Below are 21,045 nucleotides of genomic sequence, written 5' to 3'. Positions count from 1 at the left end.
GCTGGCCATGCGCCTGATCAATCGCCACCCGGATCGCCCGAGTCGCCTGTTGTTAGTGATCCTGCCGTTCGCTCTGGTGCTGTTCGCCTACTTCATGGGCTCGGCCGAGCGACTGACGGACAATCCCAACGACAAGCTGCTGCCGAGCGCCGTGCAGATGACCGACGCGGTGAAACGCCTGGCGTTCGTGGCCGACACCCGCACCGGCGAATACCTGCTCTGGCAGGACAGCGCTTCCAGCCTGCGTCGCCTGGCCATCGGCCTCGGTATCAGTGCGTTGGCCGGACTGTGCCTGGGCATGGCGGCCGGCACCCTGCCGCTGTTTGGCGCCCCGTTGTCACCGTTGCTGACGGTGCTGTCGATGGTGCCGCCGTTGGCGATCCTGCCGATTCTGTTCATCGTGTTCGGCCTGGGGGAATTGTCGAAAGTGATGCTGATCGTGATCGGCATCACCCCGGCCCTGGCGCGTGATCTGGAACAACGCACCCGGGAAATTCCGGTCGAGTTGCTGATCAAGGCCCAGACCCTCGGCGCCTCGACCTGGACCCTGATGCTGCGCGTGGTGCTGCCGCAACTGTTGCCGCGTTTGCTGATTTCACTGCGGCTGATGCTCGGTTCGGCGTGGTTGTTCCTGATCGCCGCTGAAGCCATCGCCTCGACCGACGGCCTCGGCTACCGGATTTTCCTGGTGCGTCGCTACCTGGCGATGGACGTGATCCTGCCGTACGTGGTGTGGATCACCCTCCTCGCCTGGCTGATGGACTGGGGCCTGAAGCGCCTGACACAACGTGCTTTCCCTTGGTATGAAGGAGCACGCGCATGAGCTTTATCACCGTAAAGAACGTATGGCAGCAATACGACGATCAGGTGGTGCTCGAAGGGCTGAACCTCAGCGTCAACGAAGGTGAGTTCTGCACACTCGTCGGCGCCTCAGGCTGCGGCAAATCAACCTTCCTGCGCTTGTTGCTCGGTCAGGAACGTGCCAGTCGCGGCGAGATTCTACTCGACGGCCAGGCCCTGGCCGGTGAGCCGGATTCCAGTCGTGGCGTGGTGTTCCAGCGCTACTCGGTGTTCCCGCATTTAACGGTGCTGGACAACGTCGCTCTCGGCCTCGAACTGCCGCGCTCGCCACTGCTCGGACGCCTGTTCGGCAGCGCCAAACGTGATGCGCGGGAGCGGGCCTCGGTGTTGCTGCACAAAGTCGGCCTCGGCCACTCGCTGGACAAGTACCCGGCGCAGCTTTCCGGCGGCATGCAGCAACGGCTGGCCATCGCCCAGGCACTGATCATGAAACCTCGCGTGTTGCTGCTCGACGAACCGTTCGGCGCGCTCGACCCGGGTATCCGCAAAGACATGCACGCCTTGTTGCTGGAGCTGTGGCGCGAGACACAACTGACGGTGTTCATGGTCACCCATGACCTGTCCGAAGGTTTCAGCCTCGGCACGCGCCTGCTGGTGTTCGACAAGGTCCGCGTTGACCCGCACGCCCCCGGTGCCTATGGCGCACGCATCACCTACGACATCCCTTTGAACAGCGACCGCCGCACCACCCGTGCCGCCGTCGACGCCCTGCCACTGCCACTGGCAGGCACGCTTCGTATCGCTTAGAGGACTCTGCAAATGACTGATTCAACTCTGCTGTTCACACCCTTCGCCGAAGAATTGCTGCCCGGTGGCGGCCATCGTTCGTTCGTGTTGAAACGCGGTCAATTGCTGCGCCTGACTGACCTGCGCGGCGGAGCCAACGTCAGCCTGACGCTGCTCAACGCCAATGAGAAAACCGAACGCCTGAACTTGCCCGACAGCCTCAAGTGCCAACACACCGCCAAGCTCACCAGCGGCCATTGCCTGTACTCGGACATGGGCCGCGTGCTGGCCGCGATCACTGCCGACACTTGCGGCTGGAGCGACAGCCTCGGCGGTGTGCTCTGCGCTGAAGAAGTCGCGGAAAAATACGGCGCGGGGCGCTATCAGGAATTGCGCAACGGTTTCTTCCGCAATGGCACCGACAACCTGTTGGTGGAACTCGGAAAGTGGGGGTTGGGTCTGTCCGATTTGCTGATGACCCTCAACCTGTTCAGCCGGGTGAACGTCGATGAAGCCGGCCGATTCAACTTCGTCGAAGGCAATTCCAGGGCCGGTGATTACATCGAGTTGTACGCGCCGATGGACACACTGGTGGTGCTCACCGCCCTGCAACACCCGATGGACCCTTCACCCGAATACGCACCGAAACCTCTGAAGCTCAGCTGGATGAACGCCGACGCCAGCGTCGCCGAACACTGCCGCACCTCGCGCCCGGAAAACGAGCGCGGCTTCATCAACACCGACCGTTTGTTCGCATGAGGATCGTTGCCATGTCACTTGCAATCGCTACTGCTCAAAAGCATCCAGAAGCTGCGGTGTACCGCGCGACCATCCCCGCCGGTGAACCCTGGCTGATGGAAGTCAAAGCAGGCCAGACCTTGCGCATCCTCGACCTCGAGGGCAATCAAGCGGTCGACACCTTGTTCTACAGCGTGGCCAATCCGAAAGAACGCTACGACGTGCAACGCACCTTGCGCCGGCAAAACAGCGTCTATCTGAGCACCGGCAGCGTGCTGTATTCCAACCTCGGCAAACCCATGCTGACCATCGTCGCCGACACCTGTGGAAGCCACGACACCCTCGGCGGCGCCTGCGCGCAAGAGAGCAACACCGTGCGCTACGCCCTGGAAAAACGCTACATGCACAGCTGCCGCGACAACTACTTGCGCGCCTGCGTCCACGACGGGCGACTGGGCAAGGGCGACATCGGGCCGAACATCAACTTCTTCATGAACGTGCCGGTCTCGGCGGACGGCGGCTTGACCTTTGAAGACGGCATTTCGGCGCCGGGCAAATACGTCGACCTGCGGGCCGAGATGGACGTGATTGTGCTGATCTCCAACTGCCCGCAACTGAACAACCCGTGCAACGCCTACAACCCGACACCTGCGGAGTTATTGGTATGGAACTGAAATTAGCGCGGTTGCGTAAATGGTTATTCGCCCTGTGCCAGGCCCGTTCAAGCCAGTGCATCAAATAACCGCTCACCTGTGTAGGCGCTGGCTTGCCAGCGAAAGCGGAGTGTCAGTCGACATCAATGCTGGAGATGACGGCCTCTTCGCTGGCAAGCCAGCTCCTACAAGGGTGGTGTGAATTTCTGTCATCGGGGACGGCCCTGGTGCATCTCGAAAAACTGCGGGACGGCCCGCATCCCAGGTCGAGGCTGATGCGCTATCGCCTCCGGGGGTTATGCCATGTTCGAAAAAGTCCTGATTGCCAACCGTGGCGCCATTGCCTGCCGCATCCTGCGCACCCTGCGTGAATTGCAGGTCAAGGGTGTCGCCGTGTATTCCGAAGCCGATGCTGCCAGCCTGCACATCCTGCAAGCCGATGAGGCCTACAGCCTCGGTGAAGGTGCGGCCGCCGGCACCTATCTGGCGGTCGAAAAGATCCTCGCCATCGCCAAGGCCACCGGCGCCACGGCGATTCATCCCGGCTACGGCTTTCTCTCGGAAAACGCCGCGTTCGCCGAGGCCTGCGAAGCCGCCGACATCGCCTTCATCGGCCCCACACCCGAACAGCTGCGCGTATTCGGCCTGAAACACACCGCCCGCGCCTTGGCCAGGCAACACGGCGTACCGATGCTCGAAGGTACCGAGCTGCTCGACAGCCTCGACGCAGCGCTGATCGCCGGCGAACAGGTCGGCTACCCGGTGATGCTCAAAAGCACCGCCGGCGGTGGCGGCATCGGCATGCGTGTGTGCCGCAGCGCTGCTGAACTGAGCGAGTCCTTCGAAGCCGTGAAACGCCTCGGCCAAAACAACTTCAGCGACGCCGGTGTGTTCATCGAGAAGTACATCCAGCGCGCGCGGCATCTGGAAGTGCAGGTGTTCGGCGACGGCCGCGGCGAGGTAATTGCCCTCGGCGTACGCGACTGCTCGGTACAGCGCCGCAATCAGAAAGTCCTCGAAGAAACCCCGGCACCGAACCTGCCCGACGGCATGGCCGAAAACCTTTGCGCAGCCGCCATCAAACTGGCGAAAGCGGTGAATTACCGCAGCGCCGGCACCGTGGAATTTGTCTTCGACAGCGAAGACCAGCGTTTCTATTTCCTTGAAGTGAACACCCGTTTGCAGGTGGAACACGGCGTGACCGAACAAGTGTGGGGCGTCGACCTGGTGCGCTGGATGGTGGAACTCGCGGCCGGTGATTTACCGCCACTGCGTGAGTTGAGCCAAGGGTTGAGAGCCGAAGGGCACGCGATTCAGGCACGCCTGTATGCCGAAGATCCGGGGCGCGATTTCCAGCCGAGCCCCGGTTTGCTCACCGCCGTGAGTTTCCCTCCCGCCAACGGCATTCAGCTGCGCATCGACACTTGGGTCGAGGCCGGTTGCGAGATCCCGCCGTACTTCGATCCGATGATCGCCAAGGTCATCAGTTGGGCACCGACCCGCGAAGAAGCACGCGCCGATTTGCATCAGGCATTGGCTGACAGTCAGCTCTATGGCGTGGAAACCAACCGCGATTACCTGCGGCAAATTCTGCTCGATGCGCCATTCGCCAGCGGCCAGCCATGGACGCGGTGCCTGGAAGGCCTGATGTATCAGGCCAACACCTTCGAAGTGCTCAGCGCCGGGACGCAGACCAGCGTTCAGGACTATCCCGGCCGCCTCGGCTATTGGGCGGTGGGCGTGCCGCCGTCGGGGCCGATGGACAGTCGCGCGTTGCGTCTGGGCAACCTTTTACTGGGCAATGAAGAAGGTGCCGCCGCGCTGGAAATCACCATGAGCGGGCCGTTGCTGCGCTTCAATTGTGATGCGGTGGTGGCGGTGACCGGCGCGATGATTCCACTCACGCTGAACGGTGAAACCGTCGCGATGAACACAGCGTTGTTGATTCCGGCCGGTGCCACGTTGAGCCTAGGCACGATTGCCGGTGCAGGTGCGCGCAGCTACCTGTGCGTGCGCGGTGGTTTGCAGGTTCCGGATTATCTGGGGAGCAAAAGCACCTTCACCCTCGGTCAGTTTGGCGGGCATGGTGGTCGGGCCTTGCGGGCGGGGGATGTGTTGCATGTGACGGTGTTGAGTGATCGTAGCGTCGGTGCGCAACTGTCTGAAGTCCCTGAGTTGCCTGCCGTACGAAAAATTCGCGTGATTTACGGCCCGCATGGCGCGCCGGAATACTTTACTGAAAATTACATCGGCACCTTCTTCGCGACCCAGTGGGAAGTGCATTTCAACTCCAGCCGGACCGGCGTGCGCCTGATCGGGCCGAAACCGGAATGGGTGCGTGCCGACGGGGGCGAAGCGGGACTGCATCCGTCGAACATTCATGACAATCCGTATGCGATTGGTGCGGTGGATTTTACCGGCGACATGCCGGTAATTCTGGGGCCGGATGGCCCTAGTCTCGGCGGGTTTGTGTGCCCGGTGACGGTGATCGAAGCGGACCTTTGGCAGCTGGGGCAACTCAAGGCTGGGGACAAAGTGCAATTCCTCCCGGTCGACCTCAAAACCGCCCGCACTCTTGCCCTGAAATGGAACCCCTCCTGTAGGAGCTGGCTTGCCAGCGAAGAAGTTGATGCGGTGTCTGGACTGGCCCCTTCGCTGGCAAGCCAGCTCCTACAGGTTGTATCGCCTGTTGTATTGGATCTGGGTCTGGGGGATACGCGGCTGGTGGCGAGATTGTCGGGGGATACTCACCTTCTTCTTGAAATCGGCGCACCGGAGCTTGATCTTGTTTTACGCTTCCGCGCCCACGCCCTCATGCAAGCACTGGAAGGCAAACACCTGCCCGGTGTAATCGACCTCACCCCCGGCATCCGCTCGCTGCAAGTGCACTACCAACCCGAGCAACTGCCGCTGTCCGACCTGCTCGGCATCGTCGCCGGTGAATGGGACGCGGTGTGCGCCGCCAAAGACCTGCAAGTGCCCTCACGCATCGTTCACTTGCCGCTGTCCTGGGACGATCCGGCCTGCCAGTTGGCCATCGAGAAATACATGACCACCGTGCGCAAGGACGCGCCATGGTGCCCAAGCAATCTGGAGTTCATTCGCCGCATCAACGACCTGCCCAACCTCGACGAAGTGCAGCGCACGGTGTTCGACGCCAGTTACCTGGTGATGGGGCTGGGCGACGTTTACCTCGGTGCACCGGTCGCCACTCCGCTCGACCCGCGTCATCGTCTGGTGACCACCAAGTACAACCCGGCCCGCACCTGGACCGCCGAAAACTCGGTGGGCATCGGCGGTGCCTACATGTGCGTCTACGGCATGGAAGGCCCCGGCGGTTATCAGTTTGTCGGGCGCACCTTGCAGATGTGGAATCGCTACCGCGAAGTCGCCGCGTTCGACGGCAAACCGTGGCTGTTGCGCTTCTTTGACCAGATCCGTTTCTACCCGGTGAGCGCCGATGAATTGCTGCGCATCCGCAAAAACTTCCCGCTCGGGCGCTTTGAGCTGAACATCGAACACAGCCAATTGAACCTCGCGGATTACCAGGCATTCCTGACGAAAGAAGCCGAGACTATCGCCACGTTTCGCGATCAGCAAAAAGGCGCGTTCAATGCCGAACGCGAGCGCTGGATCGCCAGCGGTCAGGCGCATTTCGACAGCGAAGAATTGGCCCCGCAAGCGACCGAAGAGGCAGCGCTGGCCAGCGGTGAAATGAGCGTCGACAGCCACATCGCCGGCAACCTCTGGCAGGTTCAGGTGGAAACCGGCAGTCGCGTGGCCGCCGGTGATGTGCTGGTGATTCTGGAGTCGATGAAGATGGAAATTCCGCTGCTGGCGCCCACGGCCGGCGTGGTGCGCGAGATTCGTGTGCAACCGGGTTCGGCAGTGCGCGCCGGACAGCGCGTTGTGGTGCTGGAAGTCGACTGAACCCATTTCGAAAAGGATTAACCCCATGAACATCAATCTGCAACTCGACGCCCTGCGCAGCGCTTATCGCGACGGCAGCACCACACCTCGAAAACTGCTGTCGAGCCTGCGCGAAAAAGCCGCCGCGCTGAACCCGGACTATCACCTGTTCATCCACTTGCTCAGTGTTGAAGAACTGGAACCGTACCTCGCCGCCCTCGACGGTCGCGACATCGACAGCCTGCCGCTGTACGGCGTGCCGTTCGCGATCAAGGACAACATCGACCTGGCGGGCATTCCGACCACTGCGGCGTGTCCGGACTTTGCCTATGTGCCAGAGCGTTCGGCGACTATCGTCGAGCAATTGCTGGCGCTGGGGGCGATTCCGTTGGGCAAGACCAATCTCGATCAGTTTGCTACCGGCCTCAACGGCAGCCGCTCGCCGTATGGCGCATGCCCAAACAGCGTGTTGCCGGAGTATCCGTCGGGCGGTTCCAGTGCCGGGTCTTCACTGGCGGTGGCGCTCGGCGTAGTGAGTTTTTCCTTGGGTACCGACACGGCGGGATCGGGGCGCGTGCCAGCGGGTTTGAACAATCTGGTGGGACTGAAAGCCACCAAAGGTTTGATCTCCACGGCGGGTGTGGTGCCGGCCTGTCGTACGCTCGATTGCGTGACGACCTTCACGGCAACGGCTCGCGAGGCCAGCCAGTTGCTCGCGCTCACCGCACACCTCGACCCACGCGACGAATACAGCCGCAGCAACCCGCAGTGGAATGACGGTGCGGCATTCGGTACGCCGCGCCCTTTGCGCTTCGGCGTGCCGCGCGCGCAGGACCTGGAATTCTTCGGTTGTTCCGAAGGCCCGCTGTTGTTCGGGGATGCCATCGCCCAACTCAAGGCGTTGGGCGGTGAAGCCGTCGAACTGGATATGTCGCCGTTTCTCGAGGCTGCACGCTTGCTCTACGAAGGGCCGTGGGTGGCCGAGCGCTACAGCGTGGCCGGGGAATTGATGGAGAAAAATCCACAAGCGGTGCTGCCGGTGATTCAAGCGGTGCTAGCCACGGCGCCGGCGGTGACTGGCGTGCAAACCTTCCGCGCGCAATATCGACTGCAAGCCTTGAAGGCGCTGTGCGACAAGACGCTGGAAGGGCTCGATTGCGTGGTCACGCCGACCATCGGCCGCCCGGTGACACTGGCTCAACTGGACGCCGAACCGGTGCTGCGCAATTCGGAACTGGGTTACTACACCAACTTCATGAACCTGCTCGATTACGCCGCCGTCGCCGTGCCCAGCGCTTTCATGGGCAACGGCCTGCCATGGGGCGTGACGCTGTTTGGTCGAGCGTTTACCGATCAATATTTGTTGAGCGTGGCGGACGCCTTCCAGCGCCAGCAAGGTCTGACCGCGCCAACGCCAACTACGGTTGCGCGTAATGACCGGGTGCGGTTGGTGGTGTGTGGCGCGCATCTGGACGGGCTGGCGCTGAACTGGCAATTGAAGCGACGCGGGGCTCGGCTGGTTGAGACGACGTTGAGTTCACCGGACTATCAACTGTTTGCCTTGGCCGGTGGCCCGCCGTTTCGTCCGGGGATGGTTCGGGTGAAGGATGGCGGTGTGGCGATTGCGGTGGAGGTGTGGGAGTTGCCGAGCAGTGAATTGGGCTCGTTCTTGACCGGGATTCCAGCGCCGCTGGGGTTGGGCAAGGTGCAACTGGCGGATGGGCGGTGGGAGAGCGGGTTTATCTGTGAGGCGTATGGGTTGGAGGGGGCGGTAGATATCAGTCATCTCGGCGGATGGCGCGCATATCTGCAATCCCTGACTTAAACACCGTCCCCCTGTAGAAGTGAGCCTGCTCGCGATGGCGGCGTATCAGTCGACATCCATGCTGGATGTGCTGACGCCATCGCGAGCAGGCTCACTCCAAGGACAGTGCTCGGCGCACATAGAGCAGTTATTTCCTGGCAGTCCCATTAGAATGCTTGCCCTCGGCTCACTGCCAAGCAATCCGAACGTAACCGCACCTGCGTGGAAATATCTCACTCGCGTTATGAGTAACCCTTTATGAACCGGCCTGAACTGTGCCCGGCCTGCGGCGCGTCCAACGACTGCACCCTGGCCGTCCCGCAAACCGCTGATCGCGCGTGTTGGTGCTACGGCGTCAGCATCGACCTGGCCGTGCTCGAAGCGCTGCCCCCTGAACTGCGCGACAAATCCTGCCTGTGCCCACGCTGTGCGCAGGTCGAAGCGCAGCTGTAAGCAAGCGCCCGGCCGATCACGTAAGATACGCAGCCCTTTTCCCACCGATCTCTTGCCATGCGCGTTGACCGTTTCCTCAGCAACCTGCCGCGCTTCAACCGTAAGCAGGTACGCCTGTTGCTGGTGGAAAAACGCGTGCGGATCGACGGAAAAATCGTCAGCGACCCGCACGCCGACGTGCTCGAGTTCAGCCGCGTCGAAGTCAACGACGAGGTGCTGCAAGTCGGCAAGCCCGCACGCTACTTCATGCTGCACAAGCCACCCGGCTGCGTCAGCGCCACCCGCGACCCGGAACACCCGACGGTCCTCGACCTGATCCATGAGCTGGACAAGGACGAGTTGCACATCGCCGGTCGCCTCGACTTCAACACCACCGGCCTGATGCTGATCACCAATGACGGCGGCTGGTCGCGACGCCTGACCCAACCGCAAACCAAACTGCCCAAGGTCTACTACGTCGAGACCGAGCAAGATATCGGGCCGCAATACGCGCTCAAATTCACAGAGGGACTGTATTTCGCCTTCGAAGACCTCACCACTCAGCCGGCTGAGCTAGAGCTTCTGGGGCCGAAGTCGGCGCGTCTGAGCATCGTCGAAGGCCGGTATCACCAGGTAAAGCGCATGTTCGGCCACTTCGACAACAAGGTCATTCGCCTGCACCGCGAGCGCATGGGGCCGCTGGTGCTCGATAACGCGCTAAAACCGGGCGAGTACCGCGCCTTGCGCACCGAAGAGATTCATTTGATCTAAGCAGGCGACCGCCCAGCAGAAGTTGTCGAACAATTTACGAATAAGTCTTGCGCGAAGGCGTCGCCCCTGTTTGAATCAGGACGTCAGCCGAAATGTGACTGACGAGTCACAACATACATCCAAGAAACTTTTTGCCAGTTAGAGAACCCTCAGGTTCCGCCTCAGACCGGCAGACTGCCCGCCAATAATAATACCCGTCGACCTGCTGTACCGGATCGACATGGGCCATTCAAATTCCAGGCGTATGCCTACCTGTCACAAAGCTCGTGCAATCTCATTTGCGCGCATACCCGCTTGCCAGGAGTCATATGACATGAGGCCAGAAATCGCTGTGCTGGATATACAGGGTCAGTATCGGGTCTACACGGAGTTCTATCGCGCAGACGCCGCAGAGAAGACCATTATCTTGGTCAACGGCTCGATGGCCACGACTGCGTCGTTTGCACAAACCGTGAAAAACCTCCATCCGCAGTTCAACGTGGTCTGCTACGACCAGCCTTACGCGGGCAGGTCCAAAGCCCACAACCTGCACGAGAAATTGCTGACCAAGGAAGTCGAAGGGCAGATCCTTCTGGAGCTGATCGACCACTTCGGCGCCGAACACGTGCTGTCGTTTTCCTGGGGTGGTGCCGCGACCCTGGTCGCCCTCGCCCATCAGCCACGACGGATCGAAAAAGCCGTGATCAGCTCGTTCTCTCCGGAGATCAATGCGCACATGCTCGATTACCTCGAGCGCGGCGTCGATTACCTCGGCAGCCGGGACGGCGACCGGGTCGGCAATCTGGTGAACAGCACCATCGGCAAACACCTGCCTAGCCTGTTCAAGCGCTTCAATTACCGGCACGTCAGCAGCCTGGCCGATCATGAATACGGGCAGATGCACTTCCACATCAACGACCTGCTGCACAGTGATCTCCAGTGCTTCCTCAAAGCCTCGGAGAAAATCAACGTGCCGGTGCTGTTCATGAACGGCGAATGGGACGAATACACCGCCGCCGATGGCGCGCGATTGTTCGCCAACCACGTGCAGCACGCCACCTTCACGACACTGGAAGCGACCGGCCACTTTCTCGACATGGAACACAAAGCCGCCTGCCGAGACAGCCGCAATGCTCTGCTGGGTTTCCTGACACCATCGCAGCATGAAGGCCGAACGCGATACCACTACGTCAAGGATCACCATGCACTGGCAATCTGAAACAGCGTCCTCGCGAGCAAGCCCCGCCCTGCAGTGTTAATTGCATTCCTGTAGGAGCGTGGCTTGCCCGCGAAAGACCGTTTTACGGTTTGTGCCTTGTTGCATCTGCGCTAAAGCTATCCAGCGCAAAGAAAAACTTCATTTCCACGCGCACATCTGGTACAAAGTCAGCCGCTCTGAGCGGGTGTCGTATAATGGCATTACTCCAGCTTCCCAAGCTGATAACGAGGGTTCTTATAGGACACCCCGTTTTGTGAGCAAAGAAACATCTGCAATGCGGGTATAGTTTAGTGGCAAAACGAAAGCTTCCCAAGCTTTAGTTGAGGGTTCGATTCCCTCTACCCGCTCCACTCCAAGCACCGTATCTCGCGGGCTCTAGCACTACTCACCCCACCAAATTTACCTCCAATCACAACCGATTCCGACTTGTGAACAAGAAGCCCTTCTTCTTCTTTCCAAACCGAAAAATCTCGCAGGCTTGTGATTAAGAGCGAATCCCCCCCGTAAATCCATAGCCACAACTCATTACCGTTCACCAATCCCTCAATTAGCCCCGCGCAAGGGATGCCACTACATCCACCTTCCCCACTGATCAGACCAAAAGAACAAGTTAGAACCTTTGAATCCACCATGGGTTACTGGCGTCGCCTTGGCGCTGTAAGGAATTTTGACGATAGGGATAGCTGGGCTATTGAATAGACGGCAAGCGCTGGGCTTAGGAGATGGAAGCTTGCGAGGCTACAGCTGAGCCCAGCCAAATCGTACCTGGCAGTGTACAAGCTTGAAGCCGCTAGATTGACCGAACGGCGGGCGAAAGAAGATTTCGCCATCTAGCTACGTATAAACGCTCGACGCGAGATCCCCCAAGCTCACCCAAGCTCAATGACGCCCCATAGGACATTAGGCTGATCGACTACAACCACACTGCAGATCAAACCCAACCGCTCCAAAAGCGTGGCACGCCTTCCTTGCCAGCCTCCACGATGCGTAGACACCAGAGGTAAGCGATAAAGCCACGCTCGAAGCAAAGACGAAACGAACGAGCACAAAAGACTAACAAAGGAATTTGTTATAGCTTTTTGGAATAACACAAACAACAAAAAACGTGTAGTCTTTTCGTCACGACTTTATACCCTAGCAGAGCAAAAGTGTCAATATATGCATAATGTTTTTCGCCAAAAATTCCGGATGACGCCAAAACCGAATCCAACGCGTGCTGGCTACGAGATGCTTGGATGGCTGATGTGTCGGACAGACGAACCCTCCTCCCCCCTAGGTCATGACTTGCTGGATAGCCCTGACCTATTGATTCGCCCGAAGAGGAATGGAAGCCATGGAGCGGGTCGCTATAGGAAATCCCATTCGGGCCTCAAAGCACGCCTGAGCGTTCATATCAAAATTTCGCTAGGACAGAGCCACTGCGCACGTTCGGTCGTATGTACGGCGGTAGCATGAAGAACGTGTTTTATGTAGATGCTGGCTATCCCAGACTATATGAGATGGCCACAGGTGAGCCCGTACAAGCGTTCAATACCTATTCGGACTACATCTGTAACCAGATCAGATACACTTTCTCGGGTAACACACCAGAGCAGTACACCCTAAACCTAGCGAAGTTCTTCGACTTCAGTTACGAGACAAGCGTTATGGGCGCGGCACCGCTTGAGGAGGAGGCAGCCCTTAAGACTATCAATCTCTACTATGAATTCCTTACCAAAGGACAACTAAGTAATGATTACGTAATCCGCAAAGCAGCAGATGCTCTTCAGAGGAATACCATATCGCGTAGTAGCGCGAATACTTATATAGCACCAGTAAATCACTTCCTACGCATAAGCCAAGCCAAATTGAAAGACACTGCTCGGCTATTGCAACTACTTACCGGCAATAACTCTTTTGCACACATCAAGCTACTACCGATACTAGAAGATCGCACGCGAACCCAAGCGGAAATGGATCGAATTTCTGACAGCACCTTGAAATTTGGAAGAGCATCAGACACATACAACAATCTAGCAGCCGGTGGAATCCCTAGCGGAAAAGTTAGTCATAACAACCTTCCTAAACATTACCCAATTAATGAAATTCTCCTTCTGCTTAACAGCATCAAACATCCCATGCATCGTTGCTGCGCAGCATTAATGGGCTCAGGTGGACTACGCCAGTCTGAGTTGTGGCCTGTGAGACTGGACGACATTAATGAGGATGCTAGAACAGTTCAGGTGGAAGATCCTAATTTCCACCGAAACCCTGGCGCTGAAAAAACGCATAAGAAGCTACCATTTAAAGGTCGGTTGACGGCCACCATTGTTCTATTCGAACCATTTAAAACCATTTTTTTTGAATCTCTCGCAGACTACTTGAGAGTACGCCCAAAATCCGAAAGTGAGTACTTATTCGTATCTGACAAAAAAGAAACCTATGGCATGCCTATTCTTAAATGCCAAAAACCAAACACAGCGAATAAGCAGCTGAACAACTCTTTACGAAAAGCACAGAAAACGATTCGGAGAGACTCCACATCTATTGAGATTTACACATCCCATAGCCTGCGACATTTTTACGGAGTCTGGGCCAGAAATTTTGTTTATATACCAGGACGAGCAACTCCTGGCTTGGATCTCGCCGAAATCCAAATACTCATGGGCCATAAAGACATCAAATCTACCGCTGACTACGCGAAGCTTTCAGAAGAAAACTTAATTGCAGAAATCGAAATTGCTGAAAGAAACAAGATGTATTGGGGAAAAAATTGCCACATCAATGAAATCAGAGCGGCAGTTTACATCGACCTAGCAAATGAACTTAAATCGCGAGCACGTAATGATTAACACTAGCAATAAAGTTGAGCTAAAGCTAGCTCCCACAATCGCCTTAGATATGGGAGATGCACTGACGTCCCTTTCCAAAATGACGCGTAATGAAATGGAAAGTACGTTTACACTCGACCAGAAATCTCCAAACGCACAATTCAGAAATCGATTTGCTCTCTTGATTGTGGAGGAGCGAAGGTCTTTGTACAGCTTTACTCCCGCAGACGTTGATATCATGTACAAGCTTTGCATTATGTCGAAATCCGAGCGAACCGAAATATCCAGACTATACGAAAAGCTTATGGGATTCTGGCCGATTATTTTCGAGGACGCTCTTGGACTAAGAACTTCATTCAGAGCCATGTTTTTAATACTTTGGTCAAAGGGGAAAGCTACCTTACCTCGTACATTTACAACCGAAGGTGTTTTCAGCAAATACCCTCTATTAGATGTAATGAGCAAGGGCTTTATTTATGAGATTGCTCAAAAACGCCCGGAGATGATACGAGCCTCAAGGGTTTTCCAATACCGGACTAACTGGCATTCCGCCGAGGATGTTTCATTTGAAGAAATATGGAACGCGGCTCCTTTAGTTACCGATATAAAAGATAAGGACTCCAATGATTTCCGCTACATATCATGGCTCGAAATTTTTTCATCACTGCACCCAGATAAAATTTCACCAACAAATATTTTCTATCTAGAAAAATATCACCAACACTTATATGCGAAGAAAAAATCCAACGCAGCGGTAGAATCCGCTAAAACCTATGAAGAGTTCGTGACGCAGTACAATTGCACCCCAGAACAAGCCCGCACAATGACAGCAAAAGAGCGTGAGCGCACGCGCCTTGAATACAAAAAGGAATGGGCAAGAGAGAACAAATCAAAAACCACACAAAAAAAGAAAACAATTGAAAAATTCATTAATGGAGATGAAACCTATACCCCTGAAGAACTAGCCCTGCTACTCAGAAAACCCAGTAAAAGCCTTGATGATTTTGAATGGCTTAACCGTGACCACTATCTTGGACGAGAACACATTGAAATAGAAGACCTAAGCTTCGCATGGAAGGTCTCTGCAGAAATGTATTTGTCCTATCTAAAAAACGAGGGATATTCAACGTCTGCTAGAACCTCAAAAATAAAAAACCTAAACGTTCTCTTAGACTATTTGTTTTGCTACTTACCACTATGGTTTGAAAGCAATCCAGACTCTATAGTCCAGTTCCCCAAAATGATTTCGGATTTTGAACGGGTTCTGTTTTGGAATAACCTCATCAGTGATTCGGACAAAGAGAGCTGTTTATTTAAGGCTGCTGGCGTACCCAGCGACATCAAACTCCCATTCACTGCGCTACAGTTTTACGGCCTATCATACAGCCAAAAAACGCAAGCATCCTTTGTCGCGAACATTCATGAGTTCTTTGAATGCTGCCGCGCAAATCGAACACTGATCAATCAACGTCCAGGGTGCTTCTTGGACGCTGACTTTTCAAACCCAGTAAATCTTTTTATTGATCGAAAAGGAAGCGGCGCTCGTGGAACCAGCGACAAAGTACCTTTACCTCTTGATTCGACCATTATTGCAAAAGCATATATGCAGGCAATAAACGAGATTGGTATTGATATCCGCACAAAAATATTAGATGGTGTTATCCACGAGAATACAATTGAGATGATAAAAGGTCTCGAGTGGATAACATTAGCAGATCTAGGCCTTAGCTACAATCTGAAAATACAATCCTCCACTGAAGATTTTTTGGAGATCCCGTTACCCAAGATCGCTAATGTATATTCGTGGTACAAAGGGAGTTATTCAGAACTTAGCAAACCAACATATATCCCTTGGCTAAGCGTAGTTAGAATGCTTTCAATCGCATTGTATGCAGGACTACGCATGCAAAACTGTCAATGGCTGGACTTAAGGACATTCGACCGCTATTTACGAGAACCAGATAGCGAACTGCTGTCGTCCTGCGTGATGTTTGTAAACACTGACAAAAGTGGGAAAGAGCGACCCGCGATTGTTTCGAGAGATCTAATGTTAGCGCTACAGGATGAAAAGCATTTCCAAACTAATATATTCAATACTCCAATAGTACCAGTTTACTATGAAAACGATGCCGACGACCCGCAAGAATATGGGCCGATTCACCCCTTGTTCCGTAGCCCTTGGGTTGACCACGGCGTGCCATTTTCCGATGGAACTTACACTCTAATTTGGCCAAAAATACTTTTAGGTATCGAGGAAATCTACAACTCGATTGTGCCTGAAAATCGTCGTCATACATTTGTTTCTTACAGTGCAAACGGAAATCTTCGAGCCATTCATACACCGCATTCCTTGCGAGCTACATGGATCACTCACATGAAAATTTATGGTCACTTACAGGTCTCGATCATCCAAGGCCAAGTTGCTCATGAGAATGATTACACCACTGACTATTATGTTGTGCTAAACGCAAAGGAATTGATGGCGCAGGTCGACCTTGCAAATGCAAATGTGAACTCTAAAGCTTGGCAAAGGTTGAATGGCATCAGTGGTACTGGAAATAACCATCAATCGGTTATCCCTCGAGAGTGGAATTTAAATCGAGAGATTTTAGCTAGAGACCAAAACTTCCTTAGCGTTACCTCTGCAGTTATTGAATCCGAAACGACTGGCATGCAGCTTATTGCAACCACTGCCAATGAACCTGTAGCGTTTTACACGAACTGCGTGTGCGTCAAGAATGGCGTATGTCCGAAGCAACTTATTAGTTTCACTGGCCGTGAGCGTGTTTGCGGGCTGTGCCCTATCGCAATATTCGGGGTAGATCACCTACCAGGTATCAACTGTATCATGAGAAGCCTAGCAGCCAAATCAGAACAGCTTGTGCAAAAGCTTCGGCATTTGAAATCATCTAACACCCCACCCGAAGAGGTTGAAATCATTCATCATGAGTTAACCGTCAGCAAACTTGAGTTAGCAAGCTATTATCACATCAGTCAACTGCTTAATAAACATCTAGAATCGTCTAAAGATAACGGCGGTATGATTAGCAGGCTGCGGGATCTGAAAAGCTATGTGAAGCACAAGGTTAACATGAACAATCCTGCTCAACGTGTTATTGCCCAAGTGCTCGACAGCTCTCTTTTTCCCCAGCTTGCCGCTGAGGGCTACCCGCATTTGATCCAGAAAATCGCTAAAAGTCCTGAATTGCTGCAGATGGCATTGAGCGCTCAGAACGACAGAGCCATGTATACTGCGCAAATCCTTACAATTATGTCCACTATGGGTATTTCACTTAGCGAATTGAGCACGAAGATTGAAGACCGGCATATTAAATTGCTGGATGCCGCTTAATGAGCACCGAAAAAAAACGTCGAGCACATCATAAAAAAGAGGAATTGAAAGCGAACCTATCCCGCCTTCAGGCCAGCTTGAAGGCTATGGTGAAAGTCGAAAAAACCTTCAAAAATAAGTCGGAACTATCTACCGAGTTAGGACAGCGACTTGATTTAGACCCCTCTCTTTTCAGGAAGGGTGACAGTGCGCATAGAAAAATACTGAATCAATATCTTCATGCCCTTGTTCCAACCACCAAAGTGGAAGTAGCTGACGTTCAGGTTGAGCTCAAAGCGCTGCGCAGCGCGGTCACTGAGAAAGATAGACAAATAAGTATTCTAAAAAAAATCCTCTCTGAACAGCCGCAAGCGCAAACAATTTCACCGCCAGAGAAAGACACTGACAGCTATTTTTATGAATATGAAACCACCTGCATGTTCATAAAGGACATACTAGACAAGAACCAGAACTTAAAGTTTATAAACAATGAGCTTTTTGATGATGCGACATTTTCAGGTGATCCGGAAATTGTTTCTGAACATAAAAAAACCAAGCCCTATTTGAGGTGGGAGCGTGACCGAGCAAACTCTAGAAACCGCCTTGAACACATTGATCTTGACGAATAGGCGCGCCATATCACTGAAGGAAATGGCTCTTGAAAAAATTCAATCTGGAAAACCGTTCCAGAGTCATGGCCATGGGTTAAATCTTTCATGGCTAGCTAAGGAACTGGGCACCAGCCGTCAAGTATTTTATCCAGGAAGAGGTTCTAGCGAATTAGCCTCAGTAGTAGAGCTTTTAATCAAACACCGGCAAGAACTTAATTTAACTCCTGCAGTTGACATCAGTACGAATCAGGCCGTTATCAGGGTGCGAACGCAACTAATGCAAGTCAAAGTAGAAAATGAAGACTTGAAAAAACGCATACGCCAACTTGAAAAACTTGAAGCTTCTATTTTCACGAACTCGCTAATGACTGATCTTACCAATGAAGACTTACCTAGTAACTGACATCAGCCATCGCGTTGACGGTACCAGTATAGTGCGCTGCATCGAGAAGGATAATCAGCGCTCGCTGACTCTAAAGCTAATTGGTCGCCCACACCTGCCGCCAATATTGGCCGGCGCCGCATACAATCTCACATGGAAATATCATCTTGGCCGTAAGGAAATCCTATCCGCAACGCCAATTAGCATTCCGAGCAAATTTTGGCCTCACATGGTTTCCAAAAACTTCTATGCAGATGATTTAAAGCTTCCAAACAAGGTTAAATCGATTTTACTTAATATCGACAGAGCAACCACAACAAAGCTCGCAGACAATTTGCACAAGCCAACATTTGGTTTACTCGAAGAATACTTACCAGAACCGTACATTAGCATTTTAAAATTTCATTGCAATCGCTTTCTTGATTTCCAGGATGCGATGACATCAATGATGAGAGCGGGTATTTCTCAGCAGTCTTCTGAGGCTATTTACAGCTACTACGGCGCCGATTACTCTGAAATTATAAAGACGCCAGCCAAACTGATGGAGTTCCAAGCTTCCGAAGAAACGACAAAAAACAAAGAATGCAGACTATTAAACTGGCTACATCAAGAGACTAATTATGGTAACACCATAATAAATTATTCTGACATTCCAGCTGAATTCAATGATGCGGTCAATTGGTGCAAAGAAAATAAACTGATAATCGAGGGCTTGGGTAAAGTTCAACTCACCCCTCACGCCATTCAGCAACGACTACTTCGCATTGAGATCCAGCGAATATGTCGTGGATTCACCCCGAAATACGCCAATTCAGAAATAGACTATGCGTACTCACGATACTCTGGGCTCATGGGCATATATTATGAGCAAAACTTCCCCGAAGCGGTATCCACCTCTATCAACTCACGTTTGTCTTATATATCTGCAGAGTCAGCAAACATCACAAACCAGTACATAACCGAAGTATCTGCCATACTTCAAATACTGGGCAACCCTCCTCCACTCCTAATCCTTAGAAAACAAACTAATGACCATCATTACTCCAACGCAGATGCAGACCTTAATTTATTAAATGAACTTCCGCCCCAAGACTCTGGCTATAGGACAATCATCATACCCGACCTACATCATTATACGATTGGAGATTATCACTTACTGTTTAAAAAGCTAACCGAAAGAGATAGAATTATCGCTATTTCCAACCTCACTACTGCAACTAATTTTAACGTCGGCACCCAGATTGCGAAGCAACTAGCTACCTACTTTCCAAGTGTAAGCATCACCAATGCCACTTGCCCTGCAAAATTGATAAAAATTGAAACTTCGACCCTTGACATACCCGAAATTGTTTCATGCCTGAACAGCGAAAGGACACTTGTGGCCGTTTGCGATAATCCCGACATTATTAAAAAGTTAAACAACATTTCGCGTCAACAATCTCAAGAAGTTGTATTGATTTCAGGCACCTCTGTTTTCCGACGAACCGATAAGATCACTATACATTCATCTGTACCACAATCTGAACCTTCATTTTTTTGCGTGCTACTTTCGACAAACGACAAAGGAGTTTATGCAGAGGCTTCTGACGGCTACGTGCGTATTCCATCATCCTTGTTAAAGGATTCCTTTGTCTCGCTTGGTTTTGCAATGACATCAGAAATGGCATGCAGCATAGGCATTAAGAATGCAATTTTGGTTTGTAGAAATAGCAAAAAAAACGGGCTCTTAAGCCTATTACTCGACCATAAAATCACAATAAAAAGGTGCTTCAGTTATAGTGATACCGAACTGCCATATGAACTCCATGGTTCGATGCAGCGAATCACTCCGACTATTGAGTAAGGGCCAAACACTTGCAGACCGCCTCCAACAGTTCAATATATCCTTGTTTAACGAAAGACCAGATCACTCAAGTGGCAACGCCTTTGGGCTCACGTTATTAGAAAGCACTCTTTCTGTGACACCCGAGGGCGGCAACTCCATAGAATCTAAGGAGATCTGCGATGGTCTCCAAGGTATTAGTGGGTCACAACCTACTGCTTTCAAGGAATTCGAATACATGAACAACAACTACGTCGCCCAAGCCAAAGACCTTCTGTCTGAGATTGGCGTCCATCAGCTTTCGGCAGGTGTATGGGCATTCACGAATGTTCACACTGCCACCCAAGCCTACATCCATCACTCGCGAGAACCAGTCGCCCTTGCTGCCTACGCGGCAGTTAATCCCACGTTCGTTGCTGGCCGTTTCCCAGGTTGGGGGCTGGTCGACATGGTCGACAAAGTGCCTTGCATGGATGGTATTGAGCACACGGCGCTGGCGATAGTTTGCGGAGCTTCAATCCCTACCTTTCCCAGTGCATCAGAGCGCGGAAATATCTTTGGGCAAGCAGTGTGGGGAATTGTTGAGGCTTACTCACTTGAAGGTTGTTTTGAGCACGTCAAACGCGCCTACGGCAGCCCAGGCTGGCATTACAACTTGCGACCTCGCGGCTTCGACTGGGCTCGCGGAGAAGAGCCCATCCCCGAAGAATTGAAAGCAATGCGCAAAAGCTATCGCGCAATGTCGCCGCTGAAACAGATCATGGTTTTAACGATCATGCACTTGTACTGCCAAGGCAAAGACAAGACATATCTGACTGGGGGCTGTCCGACAAAAATCCCTGCTGCCGAGGCAATGAACATCCTTCGCAGCAATGGGTCGGCGCTCTCGGCCTGGGGCCATCTGGTTACTCATTACGCTGGCTGGTAAGAGGCCATGGTCTTGGGCGTGCCCCTTGTCGGGGATGGCTGTCGTAAACCAAGCCCACGCGCGGCGCTG

Annotated in this window: 15 protein-coding genes and 1 tRNA gene; all 16 read left to right on the top strand. The window is 53.5% G+C overall.

What is annotated here, in order from left to right:
* The first annotated feature begins 7 nt into the window (after positions 1–7).
* Positions 8–823 (top strand): ABC transporter permease, encoded by an 816-nt coding sequence (locus tag ACA048_RS07005; RefSeq protein WP_497628491.1) that lies wholly within the window; start codon positions 8–10, stop codon positions 821–823.
* Entirely contained in the window at positions 820–1,608 is a 789-nt protein-coding gene (locus ACA048_RS07000) for an ABC transporter ATP-binding protein (RefSeq protein WP_497628490.1), read from the top strand. Before ACA048_RS07005 ends, ACA048_RS07000 begins: the two co-directional genes overlap by 4 nt.
* 12 nt (positions 1,609–1,620) lie before the next feature.
* On the top strand, positions 1,621–2,346 hold the full coding sequence (locus ACA048_RS06995) for an urea amidolyase associated protein UAAP1 (RefSeq protein ID WP_497628489.1): 726 nt from the start codon (positions 1,621–1,623) through the stop codon (positions 2,344–2,346).
* Between the two features lie 11 nt (positions 2,347–2,357).
* On the top strand, positions 2,358–2,999 hold the full coding sequence (locus ACA048_RS06990) for an urea amidolyase associated protein UAAP2 (RefSeq protein ID WP_497628488.1): 642 nt from the start codon (positions 2,358–2,360) through the stop codon (positions 2,997–2,999).
* 282 nt (positions 3,000–3,281) lie between these two features.
* The gene (gene uca / locus ACA048_RS06985) at positions 3,282–6,908 is read left to right on the top strand and encodes an urea carboxylase (RefSeq protein ID WP_497628487.1); all 3,627 of its coding nucleotides are present in this window, start codon (positions 3,282–3,284) and stop codon (positions 6,906–6,908) included.
* A 25-nt stretch (positions 6,909–6,933) separates the two neighbouring features.
* The gene (gene atzF / locus ACA048_RS06980; protein WP_497628486.1) at positions 6,934–8,712 is read left to right on the top strand and encodes an allophanate hydrolase; all 1,779 of its coding nucleotides are present in this window, start codon (positions 6,934–6,936) and stop codon (positions 8,710–8,712) included.
* Between the two features lie 237 nt (positions 8,713–8,949).
* Entirely contained in the window at positions 8,950–9,144 is a 195-nt protein-coding gene (locus ACA048_RS06975) for a cysteine-rich CWC family protein (protein WP_497628485.1), read from the top strand.
* 57 nt (positions 9,145–9,201) lie between these two features.
* On the top strand, positions 9,202–9,894 hold the full coding sequence (locus tag ACA048_RS06970) for a pseudouridine synthase (protein ID WP_497628484.1): 693 nt from the start codon (positions 9,202–9,204) through the stop codon (positions 9,892–9,894).
* Between the two features lie 313 nt (positions 9,895–10,207).
* Positions 10,208–11,092, top strand: coding sequence for an alpha/beta fold hydrolase (locus ACA048_RS06965; protein WP_497628483.1), 885 nt, complete (start codon positions 10,208–10,210; stop codon positions 11,090–11,092).
* Positions 11,093–11,368: 276 nt separating this feature from the next.
* Positions 11,369–11,442: transfer RNA gene (locus ACA048_RS06960), tRNA-Gly, on the top strand.
* A 1,101-nt stretch (positions 11,443–12,543) separates the two neighbouring features.
* Positions 12,544–13,923 carry a tyrosine-type recombinase/integrase gene (locus ACA048_RS06955; RefSeq protein ID WP_497628482.1) on the top strand — a complete coding sequence of 460 codons (1,380 nt, stop codon included), beginning with the start codon at positions 12,544–12,546 and terminating at the stop codon, positions 13,921–13,923.
* On the top strand, positions 13,916–17,254 hold the full coding sequence (locus ACA048_RS06950) for a hypothetical protein (protein WP_497628481.1): 3,339 nt from the start codon (positions 13,916–13,918) through the stop codon (positions 17,252–17,254). The genes ACA048_RS06955 and ACA048_RS06950 overlap by 8 nt, the downstream gene beginning before the upstream one ends.
* Entirely contained in the window at positions 17,254–17,862 is a 609-nt protein-coding gene (locus tag ACA048_RS06945; RefSeq protein ID WP_497628480.1) for a hypothetical protein, read from the top strand. Before ACA048_RS06950 ends, ACA048_RS06945 begins: the two co-directional genes overlap by 1 nt.
* Positions 17,837–18,247, top strand: a complete 411-nt coding sequence (locus ACA048_RS06940) for a hypothetical protein (RefSeq protein ID WP_497628479.1) — start codon at positions 17,837–17,839, stop codon at positions 18,245–18,247. The genes ACA048_RS06945 and ACA048_RS06940 overlap by 26 nt, the downstream gene beginning before the upstream one ends.
* A complete protein-coding gene (locus tag ACA048_RS06935) occupies positions 18,225–20,069 on the top strand; it encodes a hypothetical protein (RefSeq protein WP_497628478.1) in 1,845 nt (614 codons plus the stop codon). The genes ACA048_RS06940 and ACA048_RS06935 overlap by 23 nt, the downstream gene beginning before the upstream one ends.
* Positions 20,070–20,286: 217 nt before the next feature.
* Positions 20,287–20,976, top strand: a complete 690-nt coding sequence (locus tag ACA048_RS06930) for a hypothetical protein (protein WP_497628477.1) — start codon at positions 20,287–20,289, stop codon at positions 20,974–20,976.
* The last annotated feature ends 69 nt before the right edge of the window (positions 20,977–21,045 follow it).

It is taken from the genome of Pseudomonas sp. LBUM1659 (genome assembly GCF_059716045.1).
Note: the sequence above shows the minus strand (reverse complement) of the source record. Positions and strands in the feature narration are given on the sequence as shown.